Raw genomic sequence first — 16,311 nt, 5'->3', positions numbered from 1 at the left:
TCACCATCCTAGTCGCTCGGGCGTGGGCTCCCGGCTTCACCAGAGTGATGGCAGGCTGCCCACCAAGCGCTCGTACATGGCCAAGGCAGAGGCGTCGGTCAGCGAGGCCACCTGGTCGATCACCACGCGAAGCCGGGCACCGTCGTCGACGGCGTCACGCCAGTCAGACGCGAACATCGGCTCCAGATGCCGGTCGCCTGTCGCGTTCAGGACGCCCACCAGCGCGTGCAGCACTTCCCGTTGACGCTCGTACACCGGCTGACGGTGGTCCGTGGAAATCACGAAAGTGGTGGCCAGGCCCTTAAGGACTGCGATCTCCGCGACTGTTTCGTCCGGGACCATGAGTTCGGCGTCATACCTGGTCAGGTTGGCGGGCCCGAAATGTCCGCGGGTTGTCTCCATGGCGCTCTGGCAGAACCGGCCAATCAGCTGGCTGGTCATGTCCTTCAGTGCGGCCATGGACTTCCGGCTGCCGTCGGCTTCACGGACCCACACCTTGGTGGCTTCGAGCCGGCCCAGGGCAGCGTCGATCTCCGCGGGATCGTGGTGCGGCAGGTACCACTGCTTGGTGTAGCCCACCACCCGTGCACGGTGGTCGGGGTTCTCCATCCACTTCAACTGGAAGTGGCCGGCAACAATCGCGTCCTCCACGTCGTGAACAGAGTAGGAGATGTCATCCGCGAGGTCCATGACCTGCGCTTCGATGCAGGAACGGTTTCCGGGCGCACCTTCGCGCAGCCACTCGAACACGGGAAGGTCGTCCTCGTAGGCACCAAACTTGCTGGTGCGGTGGCCGTGGATGACCGGGGCGTCCACGGCCGACCACGGGTATTTGGATGCCGCATCCAGGCTTGCCCGGGTGAGGTTAAGCCCCGCCGGGCGACCGTCTTCAGACAGCACCTTGGGCTCCAAGCGGGTCAGCAACCGCAAGGTCTGCGCATTGCCTTCGAACCCACCGATGGTGTGCGCCACTTCGTTGAGCGCGGACTCGCCGTTGTGGCCAAAGGGCGGGTGGCCGAGGTCGTGGCTGAGGCAGGCGGTGTCCACGACATCGGGGTCGCACCCCAGGGAGCGCCCAAGTTCACGGCCTACCTGGGCCACTTCGAGGCTGTGCGTCAGCCTGGTACGCACAAAGTCGTCGGTGTCAGGAGCCACTACCTGGGTCTTCGCACCAAGCCTGCGCAGGGCCGAGGAATGCAGGACCCTGGCCCGGTCCCGTTCGAAGTCCGAGCGGTAGTTGCTCTTGCGGGGTTCTTCGACCCAACGCGCGGAATCAGCGTCGACGTAGCCGGGAATTGCCTGCACGTAATCGTGTGCGGTTCCGTTGTGGCCAATCATCGCTTCGGTTCCCATGGGTATCTGCCTCCTTCAAGCGCCGGGTGTGGTGCTTCTTGAGCCAGTCTTACACGTGTGAGGCTAGCCGCCCGACACGTCCAGCTCCGCGGCCGAGATATCGGCGCTCTGTTCAGCGTTCAGCTGACGGCTTTCCAGCCAATCCTTGGGCAAGGCAGGCTTCTTGGGCGAGCCGGCCCGGCCTCGGGGGCCTTCTGAATCGACGCCCGGGTAGGGCGAGTCCATGTCCAGTTCGTCAAGGTATCCGCGGAGGACTTCCAGGGTGGGAACGGTGGCGAGTTTAGTGCGCAGTTCGCTGCCAACCACATATCCCTTGAAGTACCAGGCCATGTGCTTGCGGATCTCGCGCAGCGCCTTGTATTCGTCGTTACCGAACGTCTCAACCATCAGTTCGGCGTGGCGATAGACGCCTTCAGCCACTTCCCGGAGTCCGGGGCGGTGCCTTTGGTCGCTGCCCTCGAAGGCTGCCTGGAGGTCTCCGAACAGCCAAGGGCGGCCCTGGCAACCACGGCCCACCACCACGCCGTCCACACCGGTTTCCCGAACCATGCGCACTGCGTCCTCGGCCGACCAGATATCGCCGTTGCCCAGCACCGGGATATCGGGCAAGGCTTCACGGAGGCGGGCGATGGCGGACCAGTCGGCCTGGCCGGAATAGAACTGCGCTGCAGTCCGGCCGTGAAGGGCGACGGCGGCCACGCCCGCGTCACGGGCGATGCGGCCGGCGTCGAGGTAGGTCAGATGGTCCTCGTCGATGCCCTTGCGCATCTTGATGGTCAGCGGAATGCCGCCTTTGGACGCTTCCTTGACCGCTGTGTTGACGATGGACGTGAAGAGGTCGATTTTCCACGGCAGCGCTGAGCCGCCACCGCGGCGGGTCACCTTGGGTACGGGGCAGCCAAAATTAAGGTCGATGTGATCGGCGCGGTCTTCCTCGACCAGCATCCGCACTGCGGCGCCAACTGTTACCGGATCCACTCCGTAGAGCTGCACGGAGCGGACCTTTTCGTCGTCGTCGTGCGAGATGATGCGCAACGATTCTGGCGTCCGCTCCACCAGGGCACGCGAGGTCACCATCTCGGCCACATACATGCCGCCGCCGTATTCACGGCAGAGCCTGCGGAAGGCTGAGTTGGTGATTCCGGCCATCGGGGCAAGGATCACCGGGGTATCCACGGTGATCCCGCCGAGCTTCAATGGCGGGAGCTCGAGCTTTGGTGCGGGGGGCGTTGCTACTACAGTCACCCATCCATTGTTGCAAACGCGGGCAAATCGGTTACCCGGGCCCTCACAGAAGCCACCCGTTCTCGTGGGCCAACCGTACGGCTTCGGCCCGCGTCCGCCCACCGGTCTTGGCCATGGCCGCCGAGAGGTAGTTCCGGACGGTGCCTTCGGAAAGCATCGCGGCCCTGGAAATGTCCGCCACCGTGCCGCCGTCGGACGCAGCCTTCAGCACCTCCGCCTCACGTTCGGTCAACGGACTGTCTCCTGACATCAAAGACTCAGCTGCGAGCGAGGGATCCACCACCCGCAGTCCGTGGTGCACCCGTCGAACGGCTTCAGCCAGCTGCCGCGCCGGGGTGTCCTTGACCACGAACCCTGACGCACCGGCCTGCCCGGCCCTCCTGAGATATCCCGGCCTGCCAAACGTCGTGACCATCAGGACATGGCACGACGGCGCCGCACGCCGAACGGCGGCCGCCGCGGCAATACCATCCAAGCCTGGCATTTCGACATCCAGCATGGCCACGTCAGCCGCATGCTCCACCACGGCCGCAACCACACCGGTCCCGTCCCCCAGCTCAGCCACTACTTCGATGTCCGCTTCAAGCCCCAACAAGGCAGCGAGGGCACCCCGGACCAAGGCCTGGTCGTCCGCGATCACTAACCGGATGGTCATACGTCTACAGCCAATCTGAACCCTCCCAGGTCGCTCGCACCAATACTTACCGTTCCGCCGGCGATGGCCGCCCGCTCCCGGATCCCGGCCAGCCCGCTGCCGGGTATTCCCGGCCCCGGCCCCACGCCGTCGTCCTCCACCAGAACGGTCGACGCCGTCAACCGGACCCGGCACTGGACGGCGCCTGAATGCCGCACGACGTTCGTGACGCCTTCCCGCAGCACCCAGCCGAAAAGTTCCCGATACTTGGCCGGCACCTGCTCCACTGTCCGGGGAAGGTCGGCTTGGATGCCGGCCGACTCCAAGGCCGTCCTCGCTGCCGCAAGCTCGGCAAGGACATTGACCCCGCGGTAGCCGGCCACCGTAGCCCGGACGTCGGCGAGCGCACCACGGGCCAGCTCCTGGACCTCACTGATCTCCCCCACTGCCCTGTCCCTGGCCGGGCTGTCAGAGGTTGCTTCCATCAGGCGGCCCGCCAACTCCGCTTTGACGGCTATGACGGTCAGGGAATGTCCAAGGATGTCGTGCATGTCCCGGGCCACCCGGCTGCGTTCGGCTGCCACAGCGGCGTCTGCGAGTTCTGTTTGGGCGGCCCGGAGCTCCGTTGTTTGGCGGATCAGCCGCGCGAAGGAGGACATCATGAATCCGAGGGACAAGATGAGGGCCGGCTGGAAGAATGCCTGCTCCGGGTTTCCCTCAGCCAACTCCGAGGCCAGGGAAATACCGGAGAGCGCCATGATCAGGGCGAAGTCAACGCGGGGCGGCAGCGTGGTCATTCCAATGGCGCACGCAAGGAATGGCCAGGTCCACAGCGCTTCCTTGCCCACCAGAAGAATCACCAGGCCGTTGAGTGCCAGAAGCACAGCGACGCACACCAAACCCGTCCGGACGTCCCGGCGTCGACTGAACATCGGCAGGACGGCGTATGCCGCAAAGAACGCCACCAACGACGCCGAGGCCAGAACCTTCCAACTCACGGGCTCGTCCACGGACCATACAAGGTTCCAGGTGGGCCAGGCCCACAACACAATGGAGAACGCCGCGCCGATGAACCATTTGCGGGGTCCGGGACCGCGGAGTGTCTCCCACAAGGACGGGCTGCTCATGGATCCCACCTTAGTCACGGGCGGTCAGCTCAGACACGGTTGGTGTCACGACGGAAGGCCATGGCTGCCCCACCCACGAAAATCGCCAGCCAGACCAGGACATTCACGATCCACAGGGCATCAAACTCCCCGGTGATGGGGCTTCGTGCCAGCGGTCCGATCCCATAGGCCGGCGTGAATTTGGCGATGGCACCAAACGTATCGCCCATGATCTCAATCGGCATGAAGAGCCCTCCGAGCATGGCCAGGATCGCCAGTGCCGGGCCCAGGATCTGCATGACGTTCTGGCTTGGCATGAGGTATCCCACAAAAAGACCCAGGGCGGCGAACACCAGGGAACCCACCCAGGCCACCAGCCCGGCAGTCAGCCATGTCTGGGCGTCCATGGTCACCCCGGCGAGGGCACCGATCACGAACTGGGCGATCACAGCCACCAAGGAGAGAGTCAGCGCGGCGGCGGCCTTGACGGCAATGTACGCACCGGGCAACAGGGGCGTGAGGCGCAACTGCCTGCTCCAGCCCTGGGCGCGTTCCACAGCCACCTGGCTGCCCGCACCCGTTGCTGCTGTCATGGCCGCGTAGACGGTGAGGCTGATCAGGATGTACTGCCCGTAGCTGTGTCCGTTGGGCAACTGCTGGTTTTTGTTGGACAGGCCGAAGATGAAAAAGAAGATCGCCGGCATGAGTACCGTGAACATGATGGTCCGCCGGTTGCGGAGCATCCTTTTGATCTCAATCCAGAGGAAAGTGGTGTTGACGCCGCCCGCAGAGGGCCGGCGGTCCTGCATTGCTGTTCCCTGGCTCAGGCCCGGTTCCCTTCCATGGCTGTGGGGGCCGTGACCGGCCCGGCCTCGTCTGCGGTGAGGGCCACGAAGGCTTCCTCAAGGTTGTTCGCAACGACCTCAAGATCATGGGCGCCGGTGCTGGTGAGCAGGAACCGGACCACGGAATCCGAGTCTGCAGAGCGGACGGTGACGCGACCGCCGTCGAACTCCACATGGTCGGTCGCAGGCAATCCGGCCAGCAGGGCGCGGTCGCTCGGGGGAAGCGACGCCCGGACGGTCCTTCCGGAAGCCAGGTTCTTGATCTGGGCTGCGGTGCCGTCGGCAACCACTGTCCCCTGGCGCACCAGCACGATCCGGTCTGCGTAGGCGTCGGCTTCTTCCAGGTAATGGGTAGCGAAAATGACGGTGCGCCCCTTCGAAGCATCGGCGCGGATGGCGGACCAGAAGTCGCGGCGTCCGGCCACGTCCATTCCAGTGGTCGGCTCATCCAGGATCAACAGTCCGGGGTCCGAGACCAGCGCCATGGCGAAGCGGAGTCGTTGCTGTTGGCCGCCGGAACACTTTTCAACCCGGCGATCGGCGATGTCCAGGATTCCGGCGCGGGTCAGGACCTCGTCCACAGGCCGGGCCGAATCGAACATGGCCGCCGTTAGCTGCACTGTTTCCCTGACGCTGATGTCCCGCAGCAGACCTCCGGTCTGCATGACGGCCGCCACCTGCCCGCGGGCTATTGCTCCCCTGGGCGCGTGCCCGAAGATGGAAACCTCGCCGGCATCCGGCGTGCTGAGGCCCAGGATCATGTCGATGGTGGTGGTCTTGCCGGCCCCGTTCGGCCCAAGGAACGCCACCACCTCCCCTTGCTCCACGGTCAGGTCCAGGCCGCGCACCGCCTGGACCTTGCCAAATCTCTTATGCAGTCCGGCGGCGCGAACGGCCGGCACTCCGGGTGTTGTCATGGCTCTCCCTGGAATAGGTCTTGTACACCCATTCAAGCCGGGGAACCGTCCGCGCACCCGTAGCGGGTGTCATTGGTTCGACATGACAAATGTCATCCGGTCAATCGCTGCTCCGGCGCTCCGCTTCGCGCTGGGCCCGACGACTCCCTGGCCGTGCCGGCCTGATCCCGGCGGCCGGTTCGGGGTTGGCACTTTGCCGGTAACCGGCGTCGTTCGTTCCGTCCTGCCCGGAACCCACGACGACGGCGGCCGCGGCCAGGGCGCCGGTATCCTCAAGGCTGTCGGCAGTCACGGCCGGTCCGCCGGCGGCGGCAAGGCGCTTCATGCCGGTGGCCTTAACCACCAGGACGGCGATAAGGGTAGTTACCGGGATCGCGAGGACCAGCCCGATGGAGCCCACCAGGGTGCGGATGACTTCTTCCGACAATTCGGCACTGGTGAGGGCCTCTGCCAAGGGGCGGTCGTACAGCATCACAATGATCAGAATGGGAAGTGCCGCACCTGCGTAGGCAAACGCGATGGTGTACACCGTGGAGGCGATATGGTCCCGCCCAATCCTCATGGCGGAAGAAAACAACTTCCGGGCGCTGGTGTTCGGTGCGAGCTCGTACAGCTCCCACACCGCCGACGATTGGGTGATGGTGACGTCATTGAGGACGCCCAGGCCGGAAATGATGAGGCCGCAGAGGATGATCCCTGAAATGGATATCTGCGGTGACATGTTGACCAGCGTGGAAGCATCGTGGTTGCCCACACCGGCCAGGTTGGCCGCGTCAGTGGCCCACGCCGCCAGGAGCGCCGTGATGGCCAGCCCAAAAATGGTTCCCAGCAATGCCGTGGACGTTCTCGCAGAGAATCCATGGGCAAAGTAGAGGACGCCGATCATGATCACTGTGGACCCTACCAATGCCAGCAAGAGTGGCGGCTTGCCCTCCACCAGACCGGGCAGGATGAAACTGACCAAGACGAAGTAGGCACCCACCAGGCCCAGGAGCGCCCGGAAGCCGCGCCACCGGGCCACCGCAATTACCACCACGGCATACAACACTGCCAGGGCCGCAATGGGGATGTTGCGCACAAAGTCGACGAAGACGTACGACGGCGCCCCGCTGCCCGCGCTGTTTCCCTGCACGCCGGAGAGATTCAGGTACCGGATGGAGTCACCTACGTCTACTCCATGGGACATCGCAACATCGGGGTTGATGACCACTTTGACCGCATCCCCGCCCTTGTCCGGCACGGTGAAGGCGAAGGTACACTGTGAGCCGCCGGCCTGGTTCTGGCCTGTGGTGGGCTGGCTCGAGTCTGGCTGGCTGGTGCTCGGCTGACCCGTCTGGCTGCAGCTTTCCACCACCACGCTTTGTATCCTGCCGGTGTCGAACGTGACCCCTGGGGCCGCCTGGTAGGGACTTGAAAAGTTGATCCCTTCCCGGCTGCCCGAGGGCCACATGAGCAACATCGCCACAAGGGTGAGCACGCCCAAGGGAACCAGGACTGCCGCCAGCAGCCAGTTGGCCCTTTTACGGGACGCGACCGCCTGCGGAGTTGGTTCCGAACCCTCCGGATGACCGTGGGAGTGACTGTGGCCCATCAGCTGCAAAACCTCATGGGTTAAGCCTACGTGGACCCGGAGGACTCCCGGCTCAGCGTGGCGGGATGTTCTGGTTCACGCGGAAGAGGTCGGAGACCTGCGCGACACGGATGACACCGGCAGGACGCTTGTCCGCCATCGCGTTGAAAACGGCGCGTGCTGCGTCGTAGTCAGGATCTTCAGAAGTGACGAGTTGCCCGCGCAACTGTTCCCGTAGCCCCTCGAGGGCGATCTTGTTCATAGTGCATACCATCGATTCAGACGTGAGACCGGACTTTCCACACGCTTCTCCCCCCCCCCCGGGATGTAATGGCGTGGGGGCTTACGTCGATAGGACTGCTCCTGAGCCTTGGCCGCGTCAAGAACCTCTGATAAGGACCCGAAAACAACGAATCCTGCCTGGCCCGTGAAAGAGGTCCAGACAGGATTCGCAGTGATTCAAGGACGTCCGCGCGTTGCGGTCAGTCGCTCACGATCAACGTATCCGCACCACGCACGTGGGCTTTTCCGGACTCCAACAGTGGTCCAAGGACCGCGCGCAGGGCCGTCATCGATTCGTCAACTTCCAGCAACACCGGGTGCTGGTAAGCGATGAGTGCCAGGAGGTCACGCACTGCCGCTTCAGCGTCTTCGGCCGAAAGGCTGGGGTCGTGTCCCAGGAAGACATCCGACGGTTCATCGGAGTTGCCTTGCGCGTAGCTGATGGCGAACGCCTGGATCTTGCCTTTGCGGCTCGCCGGAACGCCTTGGCCGAAGGCACTGGCTTTGGGTGCCCGCAGGACGATCGCACCATGGGCGCCTGTCAGGTCATGCAGGAACAAGCGCTGGACCGTGGCGATGCTGAGCTCACCCGGGCTGTCCCAGTGGTGGACGTGTGAGTAGTACTTACCCACTACCTCGCTCAGCTCGACGGAACCCGTAGCCAGGTCTTCCACGCGCTCGGCGGCGGCTTCCTCGGAACCGTCCCCGAAACGGGGCAGCTTCAGGGGCTCGGGCTCCACCACAACCAACTGCGAACGCTGGATGGGCGCAAGCCCGGCAGCAGCGGCAAACGCAGCGCCGGCGGTATCCGGTTCCACTTTGCTGCGAAGCTTCGAAACGCCCGACGGCGAGTCCCCGGCTTCGCGGCGCAGCATGGCCAGGAGGGTGGAACCGACCCCGCTGCGACGATGGTCCTTGGCGACCTCGATGTAGGCCCACAGGCGTTCCGGGTGCAGCGACGCTTCGTGGACGACGCCAGCGGCAACGGGAATGCGCCCACCGTCCACGACGTCCTCGGCCACGATGCAACGGCGCCACGGCTGGTTGCTGGACGGTGCCAAGGCGGCACGGAACTGCTCAGCGGGAAGGGTTTCCGGGCCGCCCCAGATCTCCAGGAGGGCGAGGTCGTCGCCTTCCTTCCATTCGCGGTACTCCAAAGCCACGGTCAGGCGCCGATCAGGCGTGCGGCAAGGTAGCCCTCAACCTTGTCCAGGGACACGCGTTCCTGGCTCATGGTGTCGCGCTCACGGATGGTGACGGCTTGGTCCTCGAGAGTGTCGAAGTCCACGGTGATGCAGAACGGTGTTCCGATCTCGTCCTGGCGACGGTAACGGCGGCCGATGGCACCGGCGTCGTCGAAGTCGATGTTCCAGTTTTGGCGCAACTGGGCGCCCAGGGCCTTCGCCTTCGGGGAAAGGTCCTCGTTGCGGCTCAGCGGCAGGACGGCGGCCTTGACGGGGGCGAGGCGGGGGTCGAGCTTCAGCACGGTGCGGACATCCACGCCGCCCTTGGCGTTGGGGGCCTCATCTTCGGTGTATGCGTCAATCAGGAAGGCCATGAAGGAACGGGTCAAACCGGCGGCGGGCTCGATCACGTACGGGGTGTAGCGCTCGTTGGTGGCCTGGTTGAAGTAGCTCAGGTCAGTGCCGGAGGCCTTGGCGTGGGTGGAGAGGTCAAAGTCGGTGCGGTTGGCAATGCCCTCAAGCTCGCCCCACTCAGAGCCTTGGAAACCGAAGCGGTATTCAATGTCCGTTGTGCCCTTGGAGTAGTGGCTGAGCTTCTCCAGGGGGTGCTCGAAGAAGCGCAGGTTGTCCTCACGGATGCCCAGCCCCGTGTACCAGGACATGCGTTCCTTCATCCAGTACTGGTGCCATTCTTCATCTGTGCCTGGCTCGACGAAGAATTCCATCTCCATCTGCTCGAACTCGCGGGTACGGAAAATGAAGTTGCCCGGGGTGATCTCGTTGCGGAAGGACTTGCCGATCTGGCCAATGCCGAACGGCGGCTTCTTCCGGGAAGTGGTCAGCACGTTGTTGAAGTTCACAAAAATGCCCTGCGCGGTTTCCGGACGCAGGTAGTGCATGCCTTCGTCGCTGGCAACCGGGCCCAAAAAGGTCTTCAGCAGACCGGAGAATTCCTGGGGTTCGGTCCACTGGCCGCGGGTGCCGCAGTTGGCGCAGACGATGTCAGCGAGGCCATTCTCTGGCGGACGGCCCTTCTTTTCCTCGTACTCTTCCTCAAGGTGGTCGGCACGGTAGCGCTTGTGGCAGGACAGGCATTCAACCAGGGGGTCGGAGAACACTTCGACGTGGCCGGAAGCTTCCCATACCTGGCGGGGCAGGATGACCGAAGAATCCAGGCCAACGACGTCTTCGCGGCCGCGGACCATGCTCTGCCACCACTGGCGCTTGATGTTTTCCTTCAGTTCCGCACCAAGGGGGCCGTAGTCCCATGCAGATCGGGAGCCACCATAGATTTCACCGGCCTGGAAGACAAAGCCCCTCCGCTTGGAGAGGGAAATGACCTGGTCAAGGACGGATTTTGCTGCCATGGGTAACTCCATTTGTTCTACAGGGCCGCTGGGTGCGGTCCGCGGTGGTTAGCCCCGGATTCCGGACGAGGTTGTCCGCGGGGTGCTGGGGAAAGTTGCTGCGTTCTACTGTGGGCAGTACGCAAAATACTGCACCCTACCTACCCTACCGGCCTTTGGCAGGGCCTCTCCGTGCAAAGGAGCCTTTGGGCCACGGCAGCGTGGCCACGATGATCGCCGCCAGCGTCAGCACGGTACCCAGCACTGTGGGCAAGGCGACTACCGCGCCGGGACTGGGGATCACGACGTCGAGCAGCAACGATCCCACCAGCTGGCCTGCAATCATGCCCAGGCCGGTGATCAGTACCCCGAGGCTGCGGACCAGCAGCGCCGCCAGGCCGATGAAGAGGCAGCCCATGGGACCGCCCAGGTAGTACCACCACTCTGACGGAAGCGGATTGCCGGGCCCTGCCACTGCGAGCTTGATGAGCCACGCGATCCACAGGATGGTGGAGCCGGCGATGAAGTTGACCAGCGTGGCAGCAACGGGTGTCCCGTAATGGACGGTCGCGGTTCCGTTCATGGCCTGCTGGAAGCTCATCAGGAATCCTGCGGCGAGCGGCAGGAGCACGGGCAACAGCAGCGAAGCGACATCTGCGTCACCGCCGAACCGCGGCGAAACAGCCCATGCGACGGCGGCGACCGTCAGCACACTGCCCAGGACGCGAACGCCCGTGATGGCCCGTTTCCCGCCTGGGCCGATGCCCATGCGGTCCACGAGCAGTCCGCTGAGGGTCTGCCCCGTCACGGCGGCGACCGTAAACAGGGCCACGCCAAGGAGTGCCACGGTGAACGACTGGGCAAAGACGAACAGCGCACCGATAGCGCCCGCCATCACGTAAAAACGGGGGAAGCTGCGATTCCGGACAGCAGGCATGATGCGTTGAAGGCCGGCCCTGCCTTTGGGCGTCGCCAGCGAAATGGCACTGATGAGCAGCAGGCCTGTGGTGAAGCTCACCACGGCAGCGGCTATGCCGTCGTTCAATCTGGCACCGAGGGCCCCATTGATCCTTCCTTGAAGCGGAATGACCAAGCCCGTTGCTACTGCAATCGGGAGCCCAAGGGCCAGCGGGAAGGCGGAACGGGAGGAAGGCTGCGGCACTGTCACCACACTACTTCAGGCATCATTGCTGTATGAGCAACCCGGAAATCGAAGAAATCCCCATCCGCGACGACATGATCCGCCTGGGCCAGCTGCTGAAGCTCGCCAACCTGGTGGAGGACGGCGTTGAGGCAGCGGAGCTCATCAAGAACGGCCTGGTCAAGGTCAACGGCGAGATCGACGAACGCCGCGGCCGCCAACTCCACCCCGGCGATACTGTGACGGTCAACGGTCAGACCGTGAAGATCACCGCCGCCTGACCTCGGAGCTCAATCGGTGAGCACTTTGTGGGTGAGGAACTCCCCCACATGCCCGATCTCCTGCTGGTTGATGCCGTGCCACATCCCGGTGTAGAGGACCTTGGTGAGGTCCACGTGCTTGCGCACCCAGCCCATGGTGTATTCGATCTTGTCCGGGGTGATGACGGGATCCTGCTGGTCACGGCCCCAGAACATCGGCAGGGTACCGTCCAGTTCGTCGTCACGGAATGCCGGGTCAGCGCCGGCATCGATCACGAAACCGGAAAGCCCGACGACGGCAGCAAAGTCCGCCGGCCGATACCGGAGCATGGTGGTGGCCATGGCCATGCCCATGGAGAACCCAAGGAGCGTCACCGAGGAGTGGTTGGCCTTGACTGAGTCAAGCCACTCCAGCGCGTACTCGGCAGCGAGCTTGACTGCGTCGATGGAGTAGTCAATGGAGGCCGTGAGCGGGAACCAGGTGTAGCCGGGTCCCGTCGGCATGGGTGCTCGCAGGGCAGCCACCACAAATCCGTCCGGGAGCATCCCGGCAAGGCTGAAGAGGTCTTCCTCGTTGGACCCGTAGCCATGAAGCAGGACCAGCAGGGGCTTGCCGGCACGTTCGGCTTCGTCGTGGGACCACAGGACAACGGGTGCGGGGAATGCGGGAGCTTCTGTCATGGGTCTATTCTTGCAGTTGCCCACAGGTAACAACTTACGGTCGCGTAGGGTCGCAGACACGAGGCAGGATATGAGCGTGAGTGACAATAATCCTTTGCTGAAGCCGGGAGTCCCGGTACAAAAACACCCCTGGAGCCGGTATGTGGCCCTGGGTGATTCCTTCACTGAGGGCATCGGCGATCCCGAGCCCCGCAACCCCGGAGGCTACCGCGGCTGGGCCGACCGTGTGGCCGAAGAGCTAGGCCGTGGGCACGACGACTTCGCCTACGCCAACCTCGCCATCAGGGGCCGTCTGCTGCAGCAGATCATCGACGAACAAGTGGGCCCCTGCCTTGAGCTCCAGCCCGATCTCGTCTCGATCTCCGCTGGCGGCAACGACCTCATCCGGCCGGGCGGCGACCCCGACCTGCTGGCCGAAAAGCTTGACGCCGCCGTGGCTCAGCTCGGTTCAGGCGGTGCCACGGTGGTCCTCTTCAACGGCCCCGACACTGCCTCGTCTGTCTTGGGGCGCATACGCGGCAAGGTAGCCATCTACAACGAGAACCTCCGCACCGTAGCTGCACGGCACGACGCCATCATCGCGGACATGTGGTCCCTTCGGCAGTTGTCGGATTCCCAGATGTGGGACGTTGACCGGCTGCACTTTTCTCCTTTGGGACACCACACCATCGCCATGATGGTCCTGGATGCCCTTAATGTGGAGCACACCCTTGAGCCTTTGATGCCCAAGGCCCTTCCGCCGCGGACGTGGCGGGAAGCCCGCTCTTCGGACCTCGTCTGGGCGCGCGAATACTTTGTCCCCTGGGTCCTGCGGCGGCTTCGTCACCAGTCGTCCGGCGACGGAATTACGCCAAAGCGCCCGACGCCGGGTCCCGTCTTCGGCGCCGACGGCACCTTGCTGCCGCGCAACTAAGATGCGGCCCGCCCTCGGGGAGAGCCACCATGCCGGATGACGGCGCACTCTTCACAGCGAAGGTCCGGCAGGTGCGCATGAAGCGCCAGCAACTGCGCGCCCCTTATGCAGCCTCTGCGGCCGAAGCCCTCGGCAGCCTCCTGGCAGTCCAGTCACAGGAATTTGCGTATGCGCGATGGACCCTGGCACAAAGGTGCCAGGCCCTGCCAAACGTCACCGCTGCCAGTGTGGAACAGGCCGTGGCGGACGGCGCCATCCTGCGCACCCACATCCTCCGCCCCACATGGCATTTTGTTCACCGGGACGATCTCGGCTGGCTGATGGGGTTGTCCGCCGACAGGCTCCATCAGGGAAACAAAGGCATGTACCGGCAAACCGGCCTTGACCAGGAAGCCGCAGCCCGAAGCGGACACGTCCTGGCGCGTGCCGTGGAGGGCGGGGCGCACAAGACCCGGGAAGAGCTCGCCGCGATCCTCGGCGCGGCCGGTTTGCCCAGCAAGGGTTTGGCGTTCATTTACCAACTCATGCACGCGGAAATCAGCCGGATACTGGTCAGCGGCACCCCCGTCCGGTCCGCGGGTGGTGCACTGAAGCAGACCTATGCCCTGTTCGACGAACGGGTCACGGGCACCGCGGGTGGGCCGCTGACGGGCACGGACCGTGAACAAGCCCTCGGCCGGCTGGCCCTGCGGTACTTCGCCAGCCGTGGACCTGCCACAGTCAAGGACTGCGCGGCCTGGTCGGGCCTCACCATGAAGGACGTGAACCTGGGGCTGACCGTTGCCCACGAGGTTTCCCCTGGGACGCTTGGCTCGATTTCTTTTGAGGGCATGGAATTCCACCTCGCATCCGAAGATGTCGAAGCGCTGTCCGGGCCGGCCCAGGACGAGGCACCTCCCCGGGTGGACCTCATCCAGTGCTATGACGAGTACGTGATGGGCTACTCCCAGTCCCGGCACTTTCTCGGCGGAACGGCACCGTACTTCCCCGAGGACAACAGCCCGCTGCACGTTGTCCTGGTGGACGGGCGCCTGGCAGGGTGGTGGCGGCACGCATTCACCAACGGCGTCTGCGAACTCGACATCAGGATGGATCGGCCCACGACGCCGGATGAAGACATCGCACTGGACGCCGAGGTGCACCGCTACGGAAGTTTCCTGGGCCTCCAGACCAAACTGGCGTGATTCAGCAGACCAAACTGGCGTGATTCATCGGGGCTAAGCTGGGAGGAGACCTAGGAGGCCTGCACTTTGAACAATCTGATCTTCTGGATCATCGTCTGCTCGTGGCTGATTCCCCTGGGAATCCGCATGTATAACCGATCGCGCGCCCGCCGGCTCCAGGACAACAACTTCCCCGGCCCGGGCTACCCTCCGCAGAATCTTCCCGGCCCCGGATACCCGCAGCAGGGGTACCCTCCCCGCAACTACCCTGCCCCGAACTACCCGGGCCAGGACTACCCCGGATACCCCACTGGCCCAGCCGTCATCCGCCCGGCTGATCCGGCACCGCAGGCGGCTCCGCCGTCGAGCCCTTCATCCCCTCCAGCAGCCCCCGCCGCGAGCGGCTCGGAGCCACAGGGCTACCGGGCGAGGAAGCTGGCCGAACTTGACGCGAAGTTCAGCAATGGCCAGATCGCCATGGAGGACTACATGAAGCAGCGCGGCGACATCATGAACGGCTGAACAATAGCTTCGCGCTGTGGCTTAGGAGAAGAATGCCAGGCGGAGCTGTGCGGACAGTTGGCCGATTTCGGTCAGGAAGCCGTCATGGCCAATAGGCGCTTCGATGACGTGGACCGGCACGTCCCCCGGAAGCCCGGCCGCCAATTCCCGCGACTGCGCGGGGAAGTAGAGCCTGTCGCTGTCCACCGCCGCTATGAAGAACTCTGCCGTGGTCCGGGACAGCGCGTCTTCGAGTGAGCCGCGGCCCCTGGTCACGTCGTGGGACATCAGCGCTTCGGTGATGGCGACGTAGCTGTTCGCGTCGAAGCGTCGGACGAGCTTGTTTCCTTGGTGGTCAAGGTAGCTCTCCACTTGGTATCGGCCCCGCTCGGCGAGCACGGCGGCAGCAAGCGGCGTCTCCTGGTGCTGCGGCTCCCGTCCGAAACGGTAATCCAACTCCAGGGCCGAGCGGTACGTAATGTGCGCGATCCGGCGGGCCAACGCAAGGCCGTCTTCAGGGGCTGCGCCACCGTAGTAGTCGCCATTGTTGAAGTTCGGGTCCTGCCGGATGGCAAGTGTTTGGGCCTGTGCAAACGCGATCTGCTCAGCCGTGCTGTAGGCACCCACCGAGATCACGGCGCACCGTTTCACCCGCCCGGGAAACGTCACAGCCCATTCCAGGGCCCTTGCACCTCCCATGGAACCACCGAGTACGGCATGCCACGCCTCAATTCCCAGCGCGTCCGCGAGCCGCGCTTCAGCCTCAGTGCTGTCGCGCAGGGTGATCAGGGGGAAACGCGATCCCCAGGGTTTGCCATCAGGCGCTTCGGAGGACGGGCCCGTGCTTCCGTAACAGCCGCCCACGATGTTAATGGAGACCACGAAATATCTGGTGGTATCGATGGTGGCGCCCGGTCCAACGAGTTGTTCCCACCACCCCTCCTCTTCGGTCGCACCGCGGGCCACATGCGTGCTGCCCGTGAGCGCATGCTCGATGAGCACCGCGTTGGAGGCATCCGCGTTGAGCTGCCCCCACGTTTCGTAAGCCAGCACGACGTCCGGCAGGAAACCGCCGGCCTCAAGTTCGAGCGACCCGATCCGGGCGTACTTGACCGTGCCGTCTGATTCTTCGGATGTGGGTACGGCTGTTGCAGTGATGGTCATTCCTTT

Annotated in this window: 17 protein-coding genes; 4 read left to right on the top strand and 13 right to left on the bottom strand. The window is 64.3% G+C overall.

Annotated features, from left to right (window positions below):
- Positions 1-36: 36 nt before the first annotated feature.
- The 11 genes from J2Y68_RS06610 to J2Y68_RS06560 form a co-directional block, all read right to left on the bottom strand.
- A complete protein-coding gene (locus tag J2Y68_RS06610) occupies positions 37-1,353 on the bottom strand; it encodes a deoxyguanosinetriphosphate triphosphohydrolase (RefSeq protein ID WP_211711650.1) in 1,317 nt (438 codons plus the stop codon).
- 63 nt (positions 1,354-1,416) lie between these two features.
- Positions 1,417-2,598: a tRNA dihydrouridine synthase DusB gene (dusB, locus tag J2Y68_RS06605; RefSeq protein WP_211711649.1), complete on the bottom strand. Its 1,182-nt coding sequence runs from the start codon at positions 2,596-2,598 to the stop codon at positions 1,417-1,419.
- Between the two features lie 43 nt (positions 2,599-2,641).
- The gene (locus tag J2Y68_RS06600; RefSeq protein WP_309991264.1) at positions 2,642-3,253 is read right to left on the bottom strand and encodes a response regulator transcription factor; all 612 of its coding nucleotides are present in this window, start codon (positions 3,251-3,253) and stop codon (positions 2,642-2,644) included.
- The gene (locus tag J2Y68_RS06595; RefSeq protein ID WP_309991262.1) at positions 3,250-4,359 is read right to left on the bottom strand and encodes a sensor histidine kinase; all 1,110 of its coding nucleotides are present in this window, start codon (positions 4,357-4,359) and stop codon (positions 3,250-3,252) included. Before J2Y68_RS06595 ends, J2Y68_RS06600 begins: the two co-directional genes overlap by 4 nt.
- Before the next feature lie 29 nt (positions 4,360-4,388).
- Entirely contained in the window at positions 4,389-5,147 is a 759-nt protein-coding gene (locus J2Y68_RS06590; protein ID WP_309991260.1) for an ABC transporter permease, read from the bottom strand.
- 14 nt (positions 5,148-5,161) lie between these two features.
- Positions 5,162-6,100, bottom strand: a complete 939-nt coding sequence (locus J2Y68_RS06585; protein WP_309991257.1) for an ABC transporter ATP-binding protein — start codon at positions 6,098-6,100, stop codon at positions 5,162-5,164.
- Positions 6,101-6,200: 100 nt separating this feature from the next.
- Positions 6,201-7,691, bottom strand: coding sequence for a YibE/F family protein (locus J2Y68_RS06580; protein WP_309991253.1), 1,491 nt, complete (start codon positions 7,689-7,691; stop codon positions 6,201-6,203).
- 52 nt (positions 7,692-7,743) lie between these two features.
- A complete protein-coding gene (locus tag J2Y68_RS06575; protein ID WP_309991250.1) occupies positions 7,744-7,932 on the bottom strand; it encodes a hypothetical protein in 189 nt (62 codons plus the stop codon).
- A gap of 220 nt (positions 7,933-8,152) precedes the next feature.
- On the bottom strand, positions 8,153-9,115 hold the full coding sequence (locus tag J2Y68_RS06570; RefSeq protein ID WP_309991247.1) for a GNAT family N-acetyltransferase: 963 nt from the start codon (positions 9,113-9,115) through the stop codon (positions 8,153-8,155).
- Positions 9,116-9,117: 2 nt separating this feature from the next.
- Entirely contained in the window at positions 9,118-10,503 is a 1,386-nt protein-coding gene (locus tag J2Y68_RS06565) for a glycine--tRNA ligase (RefSeq protein ID WP_309991245.1), read from the bottom strand.
- A 145-nt stretch (positions 10,504-10,648) separates the two neighbouring features.
- On the bottom strand, positions 10,649-11,653 hold the full coding sequence (locus J2Y68_RS06560; RefSeq protein WP_309991242.1) for a DMT family transporter: 1,005 nt from the start codon (positions 11,651-11,653) through the stop codon (positions 10,649-10,651).
- A gap of 23 nt (positions 11,654-11,676) precedes the next feature.
- Here J2Y68_RS06560 and J2Y68_RS06555 point away from each other — a divergent pair, with 23 nt between their 5' ends.
- Positions 11,677-11,904: an RNA-binding S4 domain-containing protein gene (locus tag J2Y68_RS06555; RefSeq protein WP_257368496.1), complete on the top strand. Its 228-nt coding sequence runs from the start codon at positions 11,677-11,679 to the stop codon at positions 11,902-11,904.
- Between the two features lie 9 nt (positions 11,905-11,913).
- Here the strand turns inward: J2Y68_RS06555 and J2Y68_RS06550 are convergent, their stop codons facing one another.
- Positions 11,914-12,564 carry an alpha/beta hydrolase gene (locus tag J2Y68_RS06550; RefSeq protein ID WP_257368497.1) on the bottom strand — a complete coding sequence of 217 codons (651 nt, stop codon included), beginning with the start codon at positions 12,562-12,564 and terminating at the stop codon, positions 11,914-11,916.
- Positions 12,565-12,634: 70 nt separating this feature from the next.
- On the opposite strand from J2Y68_RS06550, the gene J2Y68_RS06545 reads away from it, so the two are divergent.
- The 3 genes from J2Y68_RS06545 (at position 12,635) to J2Y68_RS06535 (ending at position 15,162) form a co-directional block, all read left to right on the top strand.
- Entirely contained in the window at positions 12,635-13,477 is an 843-nt protein-coding gene (locus J2Y68_RS06545; RefSeq protein ID WP_309991234.1) for an SGNH/GDSL hydrolase family protein, read from the top strand.
- Positions 13,478-13,506: 29 nt separating this feature from the next.
- Positions 13,507-14,661: a winged helix DNA-binding domain-containing protein gene (locus J2Y68_RS06540; RefSeq protein WP_309991232.1), complete on the top strand. Its 1,155-nt coding sequence runs from the start codon at positions 13,507-13,509 to the stop codon at positions 14,659-14,661.
- Positions 14,662-14,727: 66 nt separating this feature from the next.
- Positions 14,728-15,162, top strand: coding sequence for a hypothetical protein (locus J2Y68_RS06535; RefSeq protein WP_309991230.1), 435 nt, complete (start codon positions 14,728-14,730; stop codon positions 15,160-15,162).
- Between the two features lie 21 nt (positions 15,163-15,183).
- Here J2Y68_RS06535 and metX read toward each other — a convergent pair whose 3' ends face one another.
- Positions 15,184-16,305 carry a homoserine O-acetyltransferase MetX gene (gene metX, locus J2Y68_RS06530; RefSeq protein WP_309991227.1) on the bottom strand — a complete coding sequence of 374 codons (1,122 nt, stop codon included), beginning with the start codon at positions 16,303-16,305 and terminating at the stop codon, positions 15,184-15,186.
- Between the last annotated feature and the right edge of the window lie 6 nt (positions 16,306-16,311).

The sequence above is a fragment of the Paenarthrobacter nitroguajacolicus genome, assembly GCF_031455195.1.
In the GTDB taxonomy this organism is placed as follows: Bacteria; Actinomycetota; Actinomycetes; order Actinomycetales; family Micrococcaceae; genus Arthrobacter; species Arthrobacter nitroguajacolicus_D.
The sequence above is the reverse complement of the archived record's forward strand: the minus strand, read 5'-3'. Positions and strand labels throughout refer to the sequence as shown.